The 17,857-nt window shown below is 62.2% G+C and carries 16 protein-coding genes; 9 read left to right on the plus strand and 7 right to left on the minus strand.

Annotation, left to right across the window (positions count from 1 at the left end; all coding sequences use genetic code 11):
• The first annotated feature begins 5 nt into the window (after positions 1 to 5).
• From G9X64_RS03175 to G9X64_RS03200, 6 genes are all read left to right on the plus strand, one after another.
• Positions 6 to 1,382: an aspartate aminotransferase family protein gene (locus G9X64_RS03175; RefSeq protein WP_168308377.1), complete on the plus strand. Its 1,377-nt coding sequence runs from the start codon at positions 6 to 8 to the stop codon at positions 1,380 to 1,382.
• A gap of 222 nt (positions 1,383 to 1,604) precedes the next feature.
• The gene (locus G9X64_RS03180) at positions 1,605 to 2,318 is read left to right on the plus strand and encodes an HAD-IA family hydrolase (protein ID WP_171375898.1); all 714 of its coding nucleotides are present in this window, start codon (positions 1,605 to 1,607) and stop codon (positions 2,316 to 2,318) included.
• Between the two features lie 63 nt (positions 2,319 to 2,381).
• Complete coding sequence (locus G9X64_RS03185) at positions 2,382 to 3,992, plus strand: ABC transporter substrate-binding protein (protein ID WP_168308379.1); 1,611 nt, start codon at positions 2,382 to 2,384, stop codon at positions 3,990 to 3,992.
• Between the two features lie 87 nt (positions 3,993 to 4,079).
• On the plus strand, positions 4,080 to 5,030 hold the full coding sequence (locus tag G9X64_RS03190; protein ID WP_065283213.1) for an ABC transporter permease: 951 nt from the start codon (positions 4,080 to 4,082) through the stop codon (positions 5,028 to 5,030).
• Positions 5,027 to 5,893, plus strand: coding sequence for an ABC transporter permease (locus G9X64_RS03195; protein ID WP_065283214.1), 867 nt, complete (start codon positions 5,027 to 5,029; stop codon positions 5,891 to 5,893). The genes G9X64_RS03190 and G9X64_RS03195 overlap by 4 nt, the downstream gene beginning before the upstream one ends.
• On the plus strand, positions 5,890 to 7,545 hold the full coding sequence (locus G9X64_RS03200) for an ABC transporter ATP-binding protein (RefSeq protein ID WP_168308380.1): 1,656 nt from the start codon (positions 5,890 to 5,892) through the stop codon (positions 7,543 to 7,545). Before G9X64_RS03195 ends, G9X64_RS03200 begins: the two co-directional genes overlap by 4 nt.
• Before the next feature lie 381 nt (positions 7,546 to 7,926).
• Here the strand turns inward: G9X64_RS03200 and G9X64_RS03205 are convergent, their stop codons facing one another.
• Positions 7,927 to 8,403: an Lrp/AsnC family transcriptional regulator gene (locus tag G9X64_RS03205; protein WP_003549758.1), complete on the minus strand. Its 477-nt coding sequence runs from the start codon at positions 8,401 to 8,403 to the stop codon at positions 7,927 to 7,929.
• Positions 8,404 to 8,636: 233 nt separating this feature from the next.
• Between G9X64_RS03205 and G9X64_RS03210 the strand changes: the two genes are divergently transcribed.
• Positions 8,637 to 9,962: an NAD(P)/FAD-dependent oxidoreductase gene (locus G9X64_RS03210; protein ID WP_168308381.1), complete on the plus strand. Its 1,326-nt coding sequence runs from the start codon at positions 8,637 to 8,639 to the stop codon at positions 9,960 to 9,962.
• A 111-nt stretch (positions 9,963 to 10,073) separates the two neighbouring features.
• Here the strand turns inward: G9X64_RS03210 and G9X64_RS03215 are convergent, their stop codons facing one another.
• The 4 genes from G9X64_RS03215 to G9X64_RS03230 are packed head-to-tail and all read right to left on the minus strand — an operon-like array spanning position 10,074 to position 14,699.
• The gene (locus tag G9X64_RS03215) at positions 10,074 to 10,925 is read right to left on the minus strand and encodes an alpha/beta hydrolase (protein WP_171375899.1); all 852 of its coding nucleotides are present in this window, start codon (positions 10,923 to 10,925) and stop codon (positions 10,074 to 10,076) included.
• Between the two features lie 11 nt (positions 10,926 to 10,936).
• Positions 10,937 to 12,424 carry an NAD-dependent succinate-semialdehyde dehydrogenase gene (locus tag G9X64_RS03220; RefSeq protein WP_168315943.1) on the minus strand — a complete coding sequence of 496 codons (1,488 nt, stop codon included), beginning with the start codon at positions 12,422 to 12,424 and terminating at the stop codon, positions 10,937 to 10,939.
• Between the two features lie 14 nt (positions 12,425 to 12,438).
• Positions 12,439 to 13,668, minus strand: a complete 1,230-nt coding sequence (locus tag G9X64_RS03225; RefSeq protein ID WP_168308384.1) for an iron-containing alcohol dehydrogenase — start codon at positions 13,666 to 13,668, stop codon at positions 12,439 to 12,441.
• A complete protein-coding gene (locus G9X64_RS03230; RefSeq protein WP_168308385.1) occupies positions 13,665 to 14,699 on the minus strand; it encodes an Ldh family oxidoreductase in 1,035 nt (344 codons plus the stop codon). Before G9X64_RS03230 ends, G9X64_RS03225 begins: the two co-directional genes overlap by 4 nt.
• Positions 14,700 to 14,795: 96 nt before the next feature.
• On the opposite strand from G9X64_RS03230, the gene G9X64_RS03235 reads away from it, so the two are divergent.
• A complete protein-coding gene (locus G9X64_RS03235) occupies positions 14,796 to 15,494 on the plus strand; it encodes a GntR family transcriptional regulator (protein ID WP_168308386.1) in 699 nt (232 codons plus the stop codon).
• Positions 15,495 to 15,550: 56 nt separating this feature from the next.
• Entirely contained in the window at positions 15,551 to 16,144 is a 594-nt protein-coding gene (locus tag G9X64_RS03240) for a DJ-1/PfpI family protein (RefSeq protein WP_168308387.1), read from the plus strand.
• A gap of 72 nt (positions 16,145 to 16,216) precedes the next feature.
• Here the strand turns inward: G9X64_RS03240 and G9X64_RS03245 are convergent, their stop codons facing one another.
• Together G9X64_RS03245 and G9X64_RS03250 are read right to left on the minus strand one after the other, a co-directional pair.
• The gene (locus tag G9X64_RS03245; protein WP_168315942.1) at positions 16,217 to 17,407 is read right to left on the minus strand and encodes a M24 family metallopeptidase; all 1,191 of its coding nucleotides are present in this window, start codon (positions 17,405 to 17,407) and stop codon (positions 16,217 to 16,219) included.
• A 31-nt stretch (positions 17,408 to 17,438) separates the two neighbouring features.
• On the minus strand, positions 17,439 to 17,852 hold the full coding sequence (locus G9X64_RS03250) for a cupin domain-containing protein (protein WP_168308389.1): 414 nt from the start codon (positions 17,850 to 17,852) through the stop codon (positions 17,439 to 17,441).
• Positions 17,853 to 17,857: the final 5 nt, after the last annotated feature.

The raw sequence follows: 17,857 nt of genomic DNA on the forward strand, positions 1-17,857 counted from the left end.
TCTCCATGTACAGCAATTCCCTCATTGAACTCGATCGCGCCCACCTCATCCATCCAGTCGCCTCCTATCGCGGCCATGAAAAGCTTGGTGTGCGCGTGCTGGCCTCGGCCAAGGGCGCGACGGTCACCGACGCCTCCGGCAAGCAACTGATCGACGGCTTCGCCGGTCTCTGGTGCGTCAATGCCGGTTACGGCCACGAGAGCATCGTCGAGGCAGCGGCCCGGCAGATGCGCGAGCTTCCCTATGCGACAGCCTATTTCGGCCTAGGCTCCGAGCCCGCGATCCGGCTTGCAAGCGAACTCGCCGACCGCGCACCGGGCGATCTCAACCACGTCTATTTCACGCTCGGCGGCTCGGATGCGGTGGACAGCACAGTCCGCTTCATACGCTACTATTGGAATGCCCGTGGGCAGCCTCAGCGCGATCAGTTCATCTCGGTGGAACAGGGCTATCATGGCTCCTCGACGGTTGGAGCGGGTTTGACCGCGCTGCCTGCCTTCCATGCAGGCTTCGGTCTTCCCTTCGATTGGCAGCATAAGATTCCGTCTCACTACGCCTATCGCAACCCGGTTGGCGACAATCCGCAGGCGATCATCGACGCCTCGCTTGCGGCGCTGAAAAGCAAGGTCGAGGCGATCGGGCCGGAGCGCGTCGCCGCCTTCTACGTCGAGCCGATCCAGGGCTCGGGCGGCGTTCTGGTGCCGCCGAAAGGCTGGTTGAAAGCCATGCGCGAATTCTGCCGCGCGCACGACATCCTTTTCGTCGCGGACGAGGTGATCACCGGCTTTGGCCGCACCGGCCCGCTTTTTGCCTGCACCGAGGATGAGGTCGTGCCCGACTTCATGACGACCGCCAAGGGCCTCACCTCCGGCTACGTCCCCATGGGCGCCGTCTTGATGGCCGATCACGTCTATGAAACGATTGCCGAGGGCGCGGGTGCTGCTGCCGTCGGCCATGGCTATACCTATTCGGCCCATCCGGTCAGCGCCGCGGTCGGTCTCGAAGTCCTGAAGCTTTATGAAAACGGCCTTCTCGAAAACGGCGTCAGGGCCGGTGCACGGCTGATGCAGGGCCTGGAGTCGCTGAGGGATCACCCGCTCGTGGGCGATGTCCGTGGCCGCGGCATGCTCGCCGCCGTGGAACTGGTGGTCGACAAGGTGAACAAGACGCCTTTGCCAACGTCCGCCGAACCCGCCCGCCGCATCTTCGATCGCGCCTGGGAGAACGGCCTCGTCATCCGCGCCTTCGGCAATGGTGCAATTGGCTATGCTCCGCCGCTTTGCTGCACAGAAACGGAGATTGACGCGATCGTCGAGCGCACCCGCATCACGCTGGACGAGACGCTGGAGGACCCGGATGTGCGTCGGGCGCTGCAGTCCTGAGAATATCGCGAAACGGCCAGATTCGGTATTTTGTGCCGCGTCGTGATGCCTATTCGGCGAATCCGGCGCAGTGCAGGTGACAAACTGAAGTCAACGAAAAGGCCTGGATCCCGGCAATGCGGGCCTTCCATACAAGAGCGGGACAATGATCCCGCCAGCGGAACAGAATTTTCTTCTTCGAGAAGCCGAGCTCCCATCGGAGCCGAACACTGGGGAATTCACGTGAGCAAGAGCCTTTCGGAATTCAAATACATGACCTTCGATGTCGTCGGCACGCTCATCGACTTCGAAGGCGGTCTCAAGACCTGCCTCGCCGAGATCGCGGCCGAGGCAGGGACTGAAATCGACGGCGAGCAGGCGCTTGGCCTCTACCGCGCAGCCCGCTACTCCAAGGATGCCGACCTCTTTCCCGACGATCTCGTGCGCGTTTATCTCGCGATCGCGCCGAAGCTCGGCCTGCCCACTGACCAAGAATATGGCCAACGGTTGCGGGATTCGGCCAAGAGCTGGAAGGGTTTTGCAGACAGCGCCGCAGCGCTGGCCAGTCTTGCGAAGAATTACCGCCTCGTGGCGATGACCAATGCCCGCCGTTGGGCATTCGATTTCTTCGAGAAGGAACTCGGCAATCCCTTTTATGCAGCCTTCACCGCGGATGATACGGGGACCGAGAAACCCGATCCCGCATTCTTCGAGACGGTATTCGACTACGTCGCCGCCGCAGGACATTCGAAGGACAACGTCCTGCATGTCGCCCAGAGCCAGTACCACGATATCGGGATTTCCAGGAAACTCGGGCTGACCAATTGCTGGATTGAGCGGCGCCATGCCGAGAAGGGTTACGGCGGCACGATCGAACCGGCCGAGTTCACCAAACCCGACTACCATTTCACCTCCATGGCAGGCCTTGCCGATGCCGTGGCCGCCGCGCGCGCCTGACTTTGAAAGCAGATCGGGCCTGCCCGCAACGGGCAGCCCGCCACAGAAGAAAAGGGGAATGAGATGAACGACAAAATCACCAATTGGACTAGGTCCGACGATGCCAGGATCGAAACCGCCATCCGTCGTGGCGCCACCCGTCGTGAGTTGCTGCATATGATGCTTGCAGGCGGCGTGGCCCTGTCTGCCGGCGGGCTCGTGCTTGGCCGCGCCGGCAAGGCGCTCGCCGCCACGCCCGTTTCCGGCGGCGCGCTCAAAGCGGCCGGCTGGTCGTCCTCCACGGCCGATACGCTCGACCCCGCCAAGGCGTCGCTCTCCACCGACTATGTCCGGTGCTGCTCCTTCTATAACCGCCTCACCTTCCTCGACAAATCAGGCACGCCGCAGATGGAGCTTGCCGAAGCGATCGAGTCCAAGGATGCGAAGACCTGGACGGTCAAGCTGAAGAACGGCGTTACCTTCCATGACGGCAAGCCGCTGACCGCCGATGACGTGGTTTTCTCGCTGAAGCGCCATCTCGACCCATCCGTCGGCTCGAAGGTCGCCAAGATCGCCGCGCAGATGACCGGCTTCAAGGCGGTCGACAAACAGACCGTCGAGATCACGCTCGCCAGCCCGAATGCCGACCTGCCGACCATCCTGTCGATGCATCATTTCATGATCGTCGCCGACGGCACGACCGATTTCACCAAGGCCAACGGCACCGGCGCTTTCGTCAAGGAAGTCTTCGAGCCGGGCGTTCGATCGGTCGGGATCAAGAACAAGAACTATTGGAAATCCGGCCCGAACGTCGATTCCTTCGAATATTTCGCGATCAGCGACGACAATGCCCGTGTAAATGCACTGCTTGCGGGCGACATCCACCTCGCAGCCACGATTAATCCGCGCTCTATGCGCCTCGTCGAGGCCCAGGGCGACGGCTTCACCTTGTCGAAGACGACGTCCGGCAACTATACCAATCTCAACATGCGACTGGATATGGAGCCCGGCAACAAGCGCGATTTCATCGAGGGCATGAAGTATCTCGTCAACCGCGAACAGATCGTCAAATCGGCGCTGCGCGGTCTCGGTGAAGTCGGCAACGATCAACCCGTTTCGCCGGCGAACTTCTATCATGACGCAGAGCTGAAAGCGCGAGCCTTTGATCCTGAGAAGGCGAAGTTCCACTTCGAAAAGGCCGGCGTGCTTGGCCAATCCATCCCGATCATCGCTTCCGACGCGGCGAGCTCGTCGATCGACATGGCCATGATCATCCAGGCGGCCGGCGCAGAAATCGGCATGAAGCTCGATGTCCAGCGAGTGCCATCTGATGGCTATTGGGACAATTACTGGCTCAAGGCGCCGATCCACTTCGGCAATATCAACCCGCGGCCGACCCCTGATATCCTCTTCTCCCTGCTCTACACCTCGGACGCTCCGTGGAACGAAAGCCACTACAAGTCGGAGAAGTTCGACAAGATGCTGATCGAGGCGCGCGGCTCTCTCGATCAAGACAAGCGCAAGGCGATCTATAACGAGATGCAGGGCATGGTCGCCCAGGAAGCCGGCACTATCATTCCGGCCTATATCTCGAACGTCGATGCGACGACCGCCAAGCTCAAGGGCCTGGAAGCCAACCCGCTCGGCGGCCAGATGGGATACGCTTTTGCGGAGTATGTCTGGCTTGAAGCCTGATTAGGCAGGAGACTGGGGCTGCAGCCGCGCCCCAGTTCCTCCATCTGCATTGATGGAACTTAACTCGAACGCAAAGGGAAGACGCCCGTGAACCGCCAGGTCTTATCCCTTGTACTGAGCAGATTGTTCGTCGCCGTGATCACCCTGGTGATCGTCTCGTTTGCCGTCTTCTTTGCGACAACGCTGTTGCCTGGAGATACGGCGACGATCCTGCTCGGCCAAGCCGCCACGCCGGAAGCCGTCGAAGGCCTGCGCAAGGCCATGCATCTCGACGAACCGGCGCTCTTTCGTTTCCTGCGCTGGTTAGTCGGGCTGCTCCAAGGCGACCTCGGCACGTCCTATGCCAACGAAATGCCGATCGCCGCTCTCATCGCCGGCCGCTTCGTCAACACGCTGAAACTTGCCGGCGTCACCGCGCTTTTCTCCGTACCGATCGCGCTGACGCTCGGGATCACTGCGGCAATGCTGCGCGGCACGCTTTACGACCGGATCGTCACCGTGATCACCATCGGCGTCATCTCCGTGCCGGAGTTCATGGTCGCGACCTCCGCGGCGCTCATCTTCGCCGTCTATCTGAAATGGCTGCCGGCGCTGTCCTTCGCCAATGAAGTCCACAGTCTGGCCGACCTGTTGCGTGTCTATGCCATGCCGGTGATCACCCTCACCTTCGTCGTCTCGGCCCAGATGATCCGCATGACGCGCGCGGCTGTCATCGAGACGCTCAACACACCTTATGTTGAAATGGCATTGCTCAAGGGCGCCTCCCGGCCGCGCATCGTCTTTCGCCATGCGCTGCCCAATGCGCTGGGTCCGATCGTCAATGCCGTCGCGCTTTCCCTGTCCTATCTTCTCGGAGGCGTCATCATCGTCGAGACCATTTTCAACTATCCCGGTATCGCCAAGCTGATGCTGGATGCCGTCGCCACCCGCGATCTGCCGCTAATCCAGAGCTGCGCGATGATCTTCTGCCTGGGCTACCTGCTGCTGATCACCATCGCGGATATCATCGCCATCCTTTCCAATCCGAGGCTCCGATGACCATGACCAGTTCCGAAACCACCTCCGGCCGGCTGTCCGGAACCCGGTTTGGCTATCGCTTCAACATCGTCGGCGCGATCGGCTTCACGGTCATCTTCTTATGGGCGCTCGTCGCGATCTTCGCCCCATGGATTATTCCCTACCCCGTCGGCGAGATTATCGATCTCGACTATTTCGGCCCGATGAGCCGGGAGCTCTGGCTCGGCTCCGATTATCTCGGCCGCGACATGCTCTCGCGGATTCTGATGGGGGCGCGCTACACGGTCGGTATCTCGCTGGCGGCGGTAACGATCGCATGCTTCAGCGGCGTCGTGCTCGGCATGATCGCAGCGGTGGCCGGCGGCTGGCTGGACACGATCCTCAGCCGCTTCCTCGACGCCCTCAACTCCATCCCGAGCAAACTGTTCGGCCTGGTGGTCGTCGCTGCCGTCGGCTCCTCGGTCCCGGTGCTGATCATGACGCTGTCGGTGATCTACATCCCCGGCGCTTACCGTTTCGCCCGGGCGCTCGCCGTCAACATCAATGCGATGGATTTCATCACGGTCGCGCGCATCCGCGGGGAAAGCACTCTCTATCTTATTCGCTCGGAAATCCTGCCCAACATCGTCGGACCGGTGCTTGCCGATCTCGGCATCCGCTTCGTCTTCATCGTTCTGCTGCTCTCCGGGCTTTCCTTCCTCGGCCTTGGCGTCCAGCCGCCCTATGCCGATTGGGGTGCGCTCGTGCGTGAGAACATCGGCGGCCTGCCATTCGGTGCGCCGGCGGTAATGTTTCCCTCGTTTGCCATCGCCAGCCTCACGATCAGCGTCAACCTGCTGATCGACAACCTGCCGCAGAAAATCCGCGACCGGAGTGTGTCATGAGCAATCTCATCGAAATCCGTGACCTGAAGGTCGAGGCCACCACCGATTCCGGCCGTCGTGTCGAAATCATCAAGGGTGTCAGCCTCGATGTTGCCGAGGGCGAGATCGTCGCGCTGATCGGCGAGAGCGGCTCGGGCAAGACTACCATCGCCCTGACCCTGATGGGCCACACCCGTGCGGGCTGTCGTATCTCCGGCGGCAGCGTTTTGGTCGGCGGTAAGGACATGGTCACGCTCAGCGAAAAGCAGCGCGCCAAGGTGCGCGGCACCGAAGTCGCCTATGTCCCGCAATCGGCCGCCGCCGCCTTCAACCCGGCCACATCGATCATGGATCAGGTGATCGAAGTCACTCGTATCCATCACCTGATGTCGCCGGACGATGCGCGTGCTCGGGCAGTCGAGCTCTTCCGGGCGCTGTCGCTGCCGAACCCCGAGACGATCGGCAGCCGTTATCCGCACCAGGTTTCCGGCGGCCAGCTGCAGCGTCTGGCGGCCGCCATGGCGCTGATCGGCGACCCGACCCTCGTCATCTTCGACGAGCCGACGACGGCGCTCGACGTCACGACCCAGATCGAAGTGCTGCGTGCTTTCAAGTCGGTCATGAAGAAGGGCGGCATAGCAGGTGTTTATGTCTCGCACGACCTTGCCGTCGTCGCCCAGATCGCCGACCGTATCGTTGTCTTGAAAGGCGGAGAGACCCAGGAAACGGGCACCACCGAAGATATCCTCAACAACGCCAAGCACCCCTATACCAGGGAGCTGCTTGCAGCCTTCGAGCCGAAACTGCGCGCAGCAGCAGCCCCCGTCGAGAAAGCGGCGGCTCCGCTTCTGAAGATAGAAGATCTCGTCGCTGGCTATGGACAGCGCCAGGCTGACGGGCTGCCGCTCGTTCGCGCGGTCGAGCACGTGAGCCTGAAGGTGGAAAAAGGCCGCAATCTCGGCATCATCGGCGAATCCGGTTGCGGCAAGTCGACACTCGCCCGTACCATCGCCGGCATCCTGCCGGCCGCGATCGGCAAGATCACCTTCGACGGCACCGAACTGCATCGCAACGCGCGCAAGCGTTCACGTGATGAGTTGCGCGAGATGCAGATCGTCTTCCAATATGCCGATACCGCACTCAATCCCGCAAAATCGGTCGAGGACATACTCGACAGACCTTTGGTCTTTTACCACGCTATGGATAGAAAAGCGCGGAACGCCCGAATCGATCAACTGCTCGATATGGTACGCCTGCCCCGCAACCTGCGCCATCGCCGGCCGGGCGAACTCTCGGGCGGCCAGAAGCAGCGTGTCAACTTCGCCAGGGCGCTCGCTGCCGATCCGAAGCTGATCCTCTGCGACGAGATTACCTCGGCGCTCGACACCGTGGTTGCCGCCGCCGTCATCGACCTGCTCAAGGAATTGCAGCGGGAACTCGGCCTCTCCTACATCTTCATCAGCCACGACCTCTCAGTGGTGGAGGCGATCTGCGACGAGATCGTCGTGATGTATGGAGGCAGGAAGGTCGAGGAAATCACCTCCTCAACAGTGAGGGCGCCGCAACACCCCTATTCGCAACTGCTCTTCTCATCGGTGCCGACACTCGATCCGGCCTGGCTCGACGGGCTCCAGCAGGATCCGGAACTGGTGCGGGCTTATTGCCGGCACTGAGCGCCGATTCAAGGCGTTGCCGCGCTGCCCTCCTCGGAGCCAAAAGCGAGATACTTGCCGGACTCAGCGCGCACCCGGTCAGGTCATGTTGAAAAGGCTAGGCTTCACGGCAAGAGATCTGCAAGTGGCGGCGAACATGGCTTTGGAAAGACGGCCCGAAATTCTGTCGCAAGTCCTTCCAAACAGTATGAGACTCCTAATTATGGGGAGAACAACCTGCGACAGAGATAATCGGCCTCTCAATTGGGTCGAGGAGATGCAGTTGGGTAAGGTCGATTTGCCCCCCGGACAGAGTGCGTTGGGACATTCGGCCACAGGGGCGGATGAAAGAACATCCAGCCGTGATATCAGGAGCGGCCCCGGTGCGGTCCTTCTCGCCAACTAATGCGGAAACAAGGTGGTGAGCGGCATGTGGGCTTTGATGATCGGCGATTTCAGCACGACGAAGCTGAAATATTTGTCGATACCGACGTCCATGTCGGTGAGGCGCTCCATGATCGTCTGGTATTCGTCGATGCCGGCGGTGACGAATTTCAGCAGATAATCGTAGCCGCCCGAAACCAGATGGCATTCGATCACCTGGTCGACTTTTTCGATCGCCGCCAGGAAGCGGGCGAAATCGATCTGCCGATGGTTCTTCAGGGTGATCTCGGTGAATACAGTCAGCGTCTGCCCCAGTTTGCTGACGTTGATTTGGGCCGAATAACCTTCGATATAGCCCTCCGACTGCAGCTTCTTCACCCGCATCAAGCAGGGGCTCGGCGACAGATTGACCAGTTCGGCGAGTTCCACATTCGTGACGCGGCCATTCTTCTGCAGTTCGTAAAGGATTTTTACGTCGATCCGGTCGAGTTTCATCTCACACGCCCTCACTTGCTGGAGATCGCCAATGACGCAGCAGATTATGCTGCTTGTTCCCGACACCAACCTTAGCACATGGCGTCGGCCTGTCGATCGCGTTGCGAGACAGGCCGAAGCACAAACGGCTGCTGGCATCCTCCCAACACGGAATCTTCTGCTGCCACCAACCGATCTCCGGCAAAGCCGTGGCGTCAGATTCGCTACACTACGGTTAAAACGGAGACTCTCCCATGCCCGCACCGCTCAATCGCGTCGACACGACGCCGGAACTGCCTTCCACCGCTGATGTCGTGGTCATCGGCGGCGGCATCGTCGGCGTCTTCACGGCCTATTATCTCACTCGGCGCGGATTGAAGGTGGCCCTCGTCGAGAAGGGACTGATCGGCGCCGAACAATCGAGCCGTAACTGGGGCTGGTGCCGCCAGCAGAACCGCGACGCCCGCGAATTGCCGATGTCGACGAAGAGCCTCCATCTGTGGGAGCGCTTCGCCACTGAGACCGGTGAGGACACCGGCTTCCGCCGTTGCGGCCTCTTCTACCTCAGCAATAGCGACCAGGAACTGTCCGGTTGGGCCCGTTGGCGCGATTTCGCCCGCTCGGTCGGCGTCACGACGCATATGCTGAGCAGCGCAGAGGCAACCGAACGCGGGCATGCCACCGGCACCTCATGGAAAGGCGGGGTGTTTTCGCCGACCGATGGCACCGCCGATCCGGCGAGCGCTGCGCCGGCCGTGGCGCGCGCGATCCTGAAGCTCGGCGGCACGGTGCATCAGTCTTGTGCTGCCCGCGGCCTCGACATCGAAGGCGGCAGGCTCTCGGGCGTCGTCACCGAGCATGGCACGATCCGCACGAAAATCGCGATCCTGGCCGGTGGCGCCTGGGCCTCCTCCTTTTGCCGCCAGCTCGGTATTCGATTTCCGCAAGCCTCGATACGCTCCTCGATCCTCTCCGTATCTCCAGGGGCAAGCAGCCTGCCGGATGCGCTGCATACATCAGCCGTTTCGGTGACGCGACGCCGCGATGGCGGCCACACGCTGGCGATCAGTGGCCGCGCCCGCGTCGACCCGACACCGCAGCAGTTCCGCTTCGCGCGGCAGTTCCTGCCGATGTTCGCCCGGCGCTGGCGCAGTCTTGCACCCGGCGGGTTGGAAGGGTTTCGCTCCGGTCACGAGTCTCTGGCACGCTGGCGGCTCGACAGGCCGACGCCGATGGAGCGCATGCGCATCCTCGACCCGGCGGTCGACGAGGCCACCATTGCCCTCACCCATGCGCGGGCGCTCGAGCTTCTGCCCGACTTGAAGAAGACCGCCATCAGCGCGACCTGGGCAGGCTATATCGACAGCACGCCCGATGGCGTGCCGGGGATCGGCGAGATCGCCACCTTGCCCGGTTTCATCCTTGCTGCCGGCTTCAGCGGTCACGGCTTCGGCATCGGGCCGGGCGCCGGTCATCTGATCGCCGATATCGTCACGGGCGATGAGCCGATCGTTGATCCCAGGCCCTACCATCCCGACCGCTTCGGGGGATCCGCCTGGGGCAAAGTCGCCGATTTTTAGGGCACGGTCGGCTTTGCGCGACGTTCGACGACGCCGATCGGCACGACTTGGTACCGGCCACAGGAGCTGATGCATCACGTTTTGATTGCCACGATCACGACAAACCGGCGATCAGAGGAAGAGTGATCGCTTCGGTTCCTCACCGGCATCATTGACAATCAAGGCGTGCAATGCCGCCGCCACAGGTGTGCCGAGGACGGCGAGATCGCGTACTGTGCTCATGTGATTGCCCTCTGCGACCTGCGATGCCCGCACGTCAAGCCCTTGGGCGGCAAGAATGTCCCTGAAAGCATTCGCCTGGATTTTGAATGGACCGGTTTCCCGTTCGCCGATCATGATAGCCACACGCGTTGCAGGATCGTGCTCGTGACGCATGGGCGTAAACCGTCGCACCTCCTCGTCGCTCAATGCAATTTCGTCGCGCAGGAAAGACCTCTGCAGGGGGGCGAGATCGTATAGCCCGCCAAGCAGGAAAGCAGCGACTACGTCCGAAGGCGCTGGCGAGCGATGGAAGAGAAAGGTTGCAAGATGTGCACCGGCGGAGTGGCCGCTGACGGAGAACCGCTTTGACGTGGCGCCAAAACGATCGGCATGCGCCAGCAGGAATGCCTTGGCTTTCAGGACCTGACCAACCAGGACGTCCATTCTCGCCGTGGGCATCAAGGAGTAATCGACGATAGCTGCGACCGCGCCGGCGCCGGTAATGGTCTCGGCGACGCAGGAATAGTCCTCCTTGGAAAACATCCGCCAATAGCCGCCATGGATGAACATGTGGATCGGCAAGTCCGAGCCGGCGCTATCTGGCATGAAGATGTCGAGCGTCTCGCCAGGTCCAGCCCCGTAGGCGATGTTGGCCTCCATGGCGACAGTGCGCCGCGTTGCAAGGCTGCGAGCTCGGATATCGCCAACGATCGCGTCGAAATCTGCGACATGGTCACGAATGCGGAACGGATCGGCGACCACAGGTCCCTCCCTCAGAAACTTGTCGCAATGTACTTGGCTTCCATGAACTCCGCGATACCGTGATGCTGCCCTCCTTCACGTCCAAGGCCGCTTTGTTTCACACCGCCAAAGGGGGCAGCGGGATCGGAGACCAGTCCACGATTTAGCGCAATCATGCCCGCCTCGACCTTGGAGGCGACCCGCATGCCGCGGCCAATGTCGCGGGTATAGATGTAGGCGGCGAGGCCATATTCCGTATCGTTGGCAGCAGCGATGACCTCGGCCTCGGTCTCGAAACCATAGAGCGGCGCGACGGGACCGAAAATCTCCTCACAGCCCATGTCGGAGTCCGGGGAAACATCGACAAGCACCGTCGGCGGATAAAAAAATCCGCGCCCTGCCAATGTTCGTCCGCCGCAGAGGGCGCGCGCGCCGCGCGAAATGGCGTCCGCGACCAGGCGCTCGATCTTCTCCACCGCCTTGCGCGTGATCATCGGACCGCATTCCGTATCCAGGCCCACGCCCGGGCCAACCCTAAGGGCGGCCATGCGTCGGGTGAATTTTTCCGCGAAGGCATCATGGATACCGGACTGGACGTAAATGCGGTTTGCAGCCGTGCAGGCCTCACCCGCATTGCGCATTTTCGCGACCATCAGACCTTCGATCGCCGCGTCAATGTCCGCATCGTCGAAAACGATGAATGGCGCGTTGCCGCCGAGTTCCATGGAACAGGAGATGACATTTTTCGCCGCTTCGGCCAGTAGCGTGCGGCCGACGCCGGTCGAACCTGTGAAGGAAAGTTTTCGCACGCGCGGGTCGCCCAGCATCGCGGCGATGACGGGGCCCGGCGTCGATGTTGTCATCACGTTCACGACGCCCGGCGGCACGCCAGCCTCCTCGTAGAGAGCCGCAAGCGCGTAGGCCGTCAGCGGCGTCTCGCTCGCCGGCTTCAGGATGATGGTGCAGCCTGCGGCAAGGGCAGGCGCGATCTTGCGGGTCGCCATCGCGGCCGGGAAATTCCACGGTGTGATGAGAACGCAGATGCCGATAGGCTGGTAATCGACGACGATGCGGTTTCCACCGGCCGGGGCAAGGCCGAACTCTCCGGAGATGCGCACCGCCTCCTCGGCGTTCCAACGAAAGAACTCAGCCGCATAGGCGACCTCGCCGCGCGCGTCGCGCAACGCCTTCCCGTTCTCGAGCGAAATGACCCTGGCAAGCGTTTCGGAGCGCTCCACCATAAGTTCGAAGCAACGGCGCAGAATCTCGGAACGCTTTCTCGGCGGCATCTCGCGCCAGCCTTCCGCCGCACTTGCGGCAGCTTCCACGGCCGCCGCGGCATCCGCGACCGTGGCATCGGGCACAGAGGCAATGACCGCCTCGGTCGAGGGGTCGATCACCTCGATCCGGCCCTCGCCCGCCGCAGGCCGCCAGGCGCCGCCAATATAGAGGCCGCGGGAGAACGAATTGAGCCCGAAGGGATCATGGTCTGGATGCGACGAATGCTGGTTGACGTTCATGATGGTATCCCAAGTCAGAGGGCGGAAGCGGCCAGATCGCCGTCATAGGCGGCGCGCACCAGGCCACGCATGGCGGCGGTATCGAAGGAGCGGGGATTATTCTTGATCAGCCGGCCGATGCCGAGCGCCTGCTCGGCTGCCCAGTCGATCCGGTCTTCCGGCAGGCCGAGCTCGGCAAGCGTCGGCGAGATGCCGATCGCGGCGAAGAGCCGGCAGACCTCGCCGATCGCGGCATCGGCAATCGTTTCATCGTCCTCCACTCCGGTGGCATCAAGGCCGAGCGCCCTACCGACAATGGCGATGTCCGCGCTCGCGACGCGGCGATTATATGTCATCACATAGGGCAGCATGGTCGCAACCCCGAGGCCGTGCGGCGTATGGGTCAAGGCACCGACCGGATATTGCACGGCATGGGCCGCAGCGGTGCCCGCCGTTCCGAAGGCGCAGCCGGCTGCGAGCGCGCCCATCATCACATCGGCGCGCGCATCGATGTCGGCACCGTCGACGAATGCCTTTTCCAGGCTCCGGCTGAGGAGCCGGATGGCATGCAGCGCGAACTGGTCAGAGAGATCGCTCTTGCCGATGAAGACATGCTGCTGTGCGAGTTCAGGATCGCCGGGGCGGCGCATGGCCGTGAAGGCTTCGATGGCATGTGTCAACGCATCCGCACCGGCAATCGCTGTGAGCCCAGGCGGGCAGGATAAGGTCAGTTCCGGGTCGCAGATCGCCGCTGCGGCGATGAGATATGGGCTGGAAATGCCAACCTTCAGGATACGATCGGGATCGGAAACAACCGCAACCGGCGTCACCTCGGACCCGGTCCCTGCCGTCGTCGGCACGGCGATGACCGGCAGGACGGGCGCCGGCACCTTGAACTCACCGTAATAATCGGCGAGCGCGCCTCCGTGAGCGAGCAGGAGCGAAGCGCATTTGGCCATGTCGAGACAGCTGCCTCCACCGATGCCGATCACCATATCGGGCTCAAAACCGCGCGAGGCTTCAACGCAAACCGCGACCGTATCTTGCGGCACGTCCGGCAGCGTGCGGTCATGCACCAGGACGACGATGCCGGCTGTTTCAAGCGCGGCGATCATTTCCGCAAAGACCGGCGTTGCGGCAAAACGCGCATCCGTGCAGACGAGTGCGCGCCGGCCGGTTCTGCTGGCGACGCTCGCCAGCGCATGGCGCTGGCCGACGCCGAACAGGATTTCCCGCGGCAGCCTCAAGGCGGCAAACAGGCTCATGATCTTTGTCCCTCGAAGGCCAGAATGCGCGGGCGCGAAAGCGCGTTGAGGTCTTCCCAGAGGCGCTGGTCGATCTCGAACCCGTTGCGGCTTGCCGCCGCTCGTCGCCCGCGGGCACGATCGCCCGGGACGAGAACCGGTTCGCCGGCGCTGGCGGGTGGTGAAGCGCGCACGGCATCGAGATAGGTCGACAGCCGCTCCGGCAGTCCCGGCGCCAGACTGGGTTCGATCAAGATGAAGACGTCGCCCTTGTTGCACGGCGACTGGCTGTCGAGCGTACCGCGCGCATCCGGCGCGAGCGCCGAGCCGGCAAGAGCTGCCACCAGCAGCTCAAAAGCAATGCCGAGGCCGTAGCCCTTCGCGTCGCCAAAGGGCGCAATCGCGCCGGCCTTCGCACGCCCGGGATCGGTCGTCGGGTTACCGGCCGCATCGCGCGCCCATCCCTCGGGAATGGGCCTGCCGGTCGCCGCGTGGTGGTGGATCCTGCCCATCGGCACGAGGCTGGTGGCAAGATCGAGCACGAGCGGTTCCTCGGCGGTCGGCACGGCGATGGCGATGGGGTTGGTGCCGAGCATGGCCTGGGTACCGCCGAAGGGATGGACCAGCGCCTCGCTCGAGGAGAGCGCGATGCCGACGAAACCCATTGCGGCGATGGCCTCCACATAATGCGCGAGCATGCCGAGATGGTTGGCATTGCGCACGGCGACTAGGCCGATGCCAAGATCCGGAATGTGAGGCGCCAGCCGCTCGATCGCGGCCATGGCAACGACGGGGCCAAATCCCGACGAACCCTCCACCTCCAGCACCGCATCCGCGCGCCAGCGCTGCGTGCCCTTCGTCTGCGGGTCAATGACCCCGCGCTCGATCCGTTCTACCAGCCGCGGAAGCCGGTACAGGCCATGCGAGGGGTGCCCCTTCATCTCTGCCGTTACCAGGACGCGAGCCTGCAGGGCCGCATGGTCAGGCGGTGCGCCATGCTCTTCCAGCAGCCGGGTGGCAAGCACAAGCGCCGCCGTTTCGGATATGCGCATGATTTCTCCTCCCTATATAAAATCGTATAGGATATAGGATTGTCTTGGCCGCAGCATCGTGCTAGCGATTGAACCTGTCAAGAGGCAAGGCAGCAGATGATTTCGACGAGACCGAAGGAACCCTCAACGGGCACAACCCAGATACCGCGCGCCAACAGCCTGGCGGGCGACGTCTACGAGGCAATCTTCAACCAGCTCATGTCATTGAAGATCGCCCCGGGGGCTCGGATTACCGTCGACAACCTGGTCAGGGAATTCAACGTCTCACACACCCCTATCCGCGAAGCCCTCGGCCGGCTTGAAGGCGAAGGCCTCGTCGTCAAGCAGCATCTCGTCGGCTATCGTGCCGCGCCGCAAATCACACGCCACCGCTTCGACGAGCTCTATGAACTGCGCCTACTGCTGGAACCTGCCGGCGCTGCGAAGGCCGCCGAGGCGATGAACGACGAAAAGCTGGCCATCCTGACGGAGGCCGCCGGCGTGATGACACGCAGCGACAACAGGGACGAACGAGCGAACTATTCGGCCTTCGCCCGCAAGGACGCTATTTTCCACGACCGCATCATGGAATTTGCCGGCAACGAGTTGATCCGCGAGATGCTGACATTCCAGCACACGCATTTCCATATCTTCCGCCTGATGTTCCATCGCCGCGTCACCGAGGAGGCGCTCGCCGAGCATCAGACGCTGCTCGATGCCTTCGCGGCGCGCGACCCCGGCGCAGCTGCGAAGGCAATGCGCATCCATATCGAACATTCGCGCGACCGGCTGTTGCCGGCCTTCGACGAAATCTGAGCAACCGCGCCGGGCAAGGACGAGCCTGCCCGGCCTGACAACGAGGAGGAGAACCCATGCCAGGCAAGAAAATCCTGATGCTCACCGGCGATTTCACCGAGGAGTACGAAATCTTCGTCTTTCAGCAGGCGATGGAGGCGGTCGGTCACACGGTGCATGTCGTGTGCCCTGACAAGAAGGCCGGCGACATCCTCAGGACGTCGCTGCACGATTTCGAGGGCGACCAGACCTACACCGAAAAACTCGGGCACAACGTCACCATCAACAAGACGTTTTCCGAGGCCGAGGACCAGCTCGACCAGTATCATGCCGTCTACTGCGCCGGCGGGCGGGGACCGGAATATATCCGCACCGACAAGCGGGTGCAGGCGATGGTGCGTCATTTCCACGAACAGAAGAAGCCGATCTTCACCATCTGTCACGGCGTCCAGATTCTGATCGCGGTCGACGGTGTCGTTCGTGGCAAGAAGGTGGGTGCACTTGGGGCATGCGAACCGGAGGTCACCCTGGCGGGCGGAACCTATATCGACCTGTCGCCAACCGAAGCCTATGTCGATGGCACGATGGTTTCGGCCAAGGGCTGGACGGCGCTCGCTGCCTTTATCCGCGAATGCCTGAAGGTACTGGGAACAGAGATCCACCACAGCTGAGACGACGGCACCAAGCAACGAAAGGCCCGGCAGGTGATTTCTGCCGGGGACCTTTTTGCAATGGGCCTGCAATCACGCTCCGCCGCGGTTCCAGCCGCGGCCACGGTCGCCGAACATTTCATAGCCGCCATCGGTGATTGCGAGCGTATCCTCCAGCTTGATGAATCCGCGCTTCGGGTGAAGCATCGTCGTCTCGACCGAGATCACACTCCCGGCTTCCAGCGGTTTGTCGGCATCGATGCCATCATAGGTGACGGGGTGGTTCGTCATGAGGAATGGCGCTTCGTGGGCGATGATGCCCATGCCATGGCAGAAAAAGTCGGTGAAGGCCGCCGACGGCGAGGCCTTGAGCTCGGCCTCCGCTGCCACGATCATCTCCCTGCCCGCAGCCCCTGCCCTGACCTTGGCGAAGGCCGCTTGCTGGATGCATTCGACTTCGGCCAGAAGGTCCTCCAGCTCCGCATCCGGCTCGCCGAGCACACCCATGCGGCAGAGGTCACCGATATATCCGTGATAGTTGCCGCCGGAATCGATCGACAGGATCTCGCCCTCGGCCCAGGCCTGCGGCGAGCCCGCGCGATTGTGGCTGGAGCCGAGCGTCAGCAGGCAATATTCGAAGTGCAGGCCGCGGTTCGTTTCCTCCCGGCGCAACTGCTCGATGATCTCCATCTTTGTAGAGCCGGCGCGTGCCGCCGCGATCGTCGCCAGCATCGAGTCGGTAATCAGTTCGGAGGCGCGTCTCAGCCTTGCCAGTTCATCCGGCGTCTTGACCGCCCTTAGCCGCTCCAACACATGCGTGGCATCGACAAATCGAGCGCCATCCAGCCGAGAGGCAAGAAGGTCGCGGGCGTCGGATGGCATGAAGGCTGGCTCGATGCCGATGCGCCCACCGGCCTTGCCGATTTTCTTCAGGTGCTCGGCGGCGAGCCCGGCGGCGTCCTGCGTGCCCCAGCTCGCCGTATGCACGGCGGGCGTCCAGAATGGATTGTTCTGGTGCTCCGCGCCCTCCATGCGGTTGCCCACATAGGCGGAGTGATCGGGCGCGCCTTTCTCATAAATCACCATCGGCAGGTACCGGCTATGCCCGATCGCATCCATGGCGGCGAAGAAGATGAACTTATAGCCGCCCATGAGATATTGCGTGTTATGTTTGGAAGTGGCGACGATGACGTCGATACCGGCTTCCTCCATGAGACGGTCGAGCTTGGCCGTATCGAACGGCGTCACGGCGGCCTGCCTTGTTTGCCCTGCATTGTCGTTCATTGTCTTTCCTCCCAGAAATGGATGCGCCGCCTCAGAAGCCCGGCGGCAGCAGGCGGAAGTCCGGCAAATTGCGTAGCGCAAGCTCCGGCCCGGCCGGTGAGTACACCACGAAAAGGAGCATCTTCCCGCCACCAGTGTTCTTCGTCGAATGAAAGCGACTTTCCGGAATATAGATCGTGCAGCCGCTGGCGACCTTCTGCGTGATCGGATTACCATTCTCGTCCTCGACCATCTGCTCGCCCTCGCCGGAAATCACAAAAATGATTTCCTCCGCGCCAGGGTGATTGTGGCGGGAATGGCCCTCGCCGCTTGGCAGCTCGACGACGCCGCCGGAAAAGCGGCTGGCGCCGTTGACCTCGGGCGCCACAGTCAGCGACAGCTTGCCCCAGTCGAAGCCGAAGGCGCTCACCTCCTCAGGATAGATGAAGTACTTGTCCTTTACCATGAAAC

It is taken from the genome of Rhizobium sophorae (genome assembly GCF_013087515.1).
Lineage (GTDB): Bacteria > Pseudomonadota > Alphaproteobacteria > Rhizobiales > Rhizobiaceae > Rhizobium > Rhizobium sophorae.

Excerpts from the sequence above, each read along its gene's own strand:
- G9X64_RS03175 (WP_168308377.1), top strand. The coding sequence starts at position 6 with ATGTACAGCAATTCCCTCATTGAACTCGATCGCGCCCACCTCATCCAT.
- G9X64_RS03185 (WP_168308379.1), top strand. The coding sequence starts at position 2,382 with ATGAACGACAAAATCACCAATTGGACTAGGTCCGACGATGCCAGGATC.
- G9X64_RS03195 (WP_065283214.1), top strand. The coding sequence starts at position 5,027 with ATGACCATGACCAGTTCCGAAACCACCTCCGGCCGGCTGTCCGGAACC.
- G9X64_RS03200 (WP_168308380.1), top strand. The coding sequence starts at position 5,890 with ATGAGCAATCTCATCGAAATCCGTGACCTGAAGGTCGAGGCCACCACC.
- G9X64_RS03205 (WP_003549758.1), bottom strand. The coding sequence starts at position 8,403 with ATGAAACTCGACCGGATCGACGTAAAAATCCTTTACGAACTGCAGAAG.
- G9X64_RS03210 (WP_168308381.1), top strand. The coding sequence starts at position 8,637 with ATGCCCGCACCGCTCAATCGCGTCGACACGACGCCGGAACTGCCTTCC.
- G9X64_RS03220 (WP_168315943.1), bottom strand. The coding sequence starts at position 12,424 with ATGAACGTCAACCAGCATTCGTCGCATCCAGACCATGATCCCTTCGGG.
- G9X64_RS03225 (WP_168308384.1), bottom strand. The coding sequence starts at position 13,668 with ATGAGCCTGTTTGCCGCCTTGAGGCTGCCGCGGGAAATCCTGTTCGGC.
- G9X64_RS03230 (WP_168308385.1), bottom strand. The coding sequence starts at position 14,699 with ATGCGCATATCCGAAACGGCGGCGCTTGTGCTTGCCACCCGGCTGCTG.
- G9X64_RS03235 (WP_168308386.1), top strand. The coding sequence starts at position 14,796 with ATGATTTCGACGAGACCGAAGGAACCCTCAACGGGCACAACCCAGATA.
- G9X64_RS03240 (WP_168308387.1), top strand. The coding sequence starts at position 15,551 with ATGCCAGGCAAGAAAATCCTGATGCTCACCGGCGATTTCACCGAGGAG.
- G9X64_RS03245 (WP_168315942.1), bottom strand. The coding sequence starts at position 17,407 with ATGAACGACAATGCAGGGCAAACAAGGCAGGCCGCCGTGACGCCGTTC.
- G9X64_RS03250 (WP_168308389.1), bottom strand. The coding sequence starts at position 17,852 with ATGGTAAAGGACAAGTACTTCATCTATCCTGAGGAGGTGAGCGCCTTC.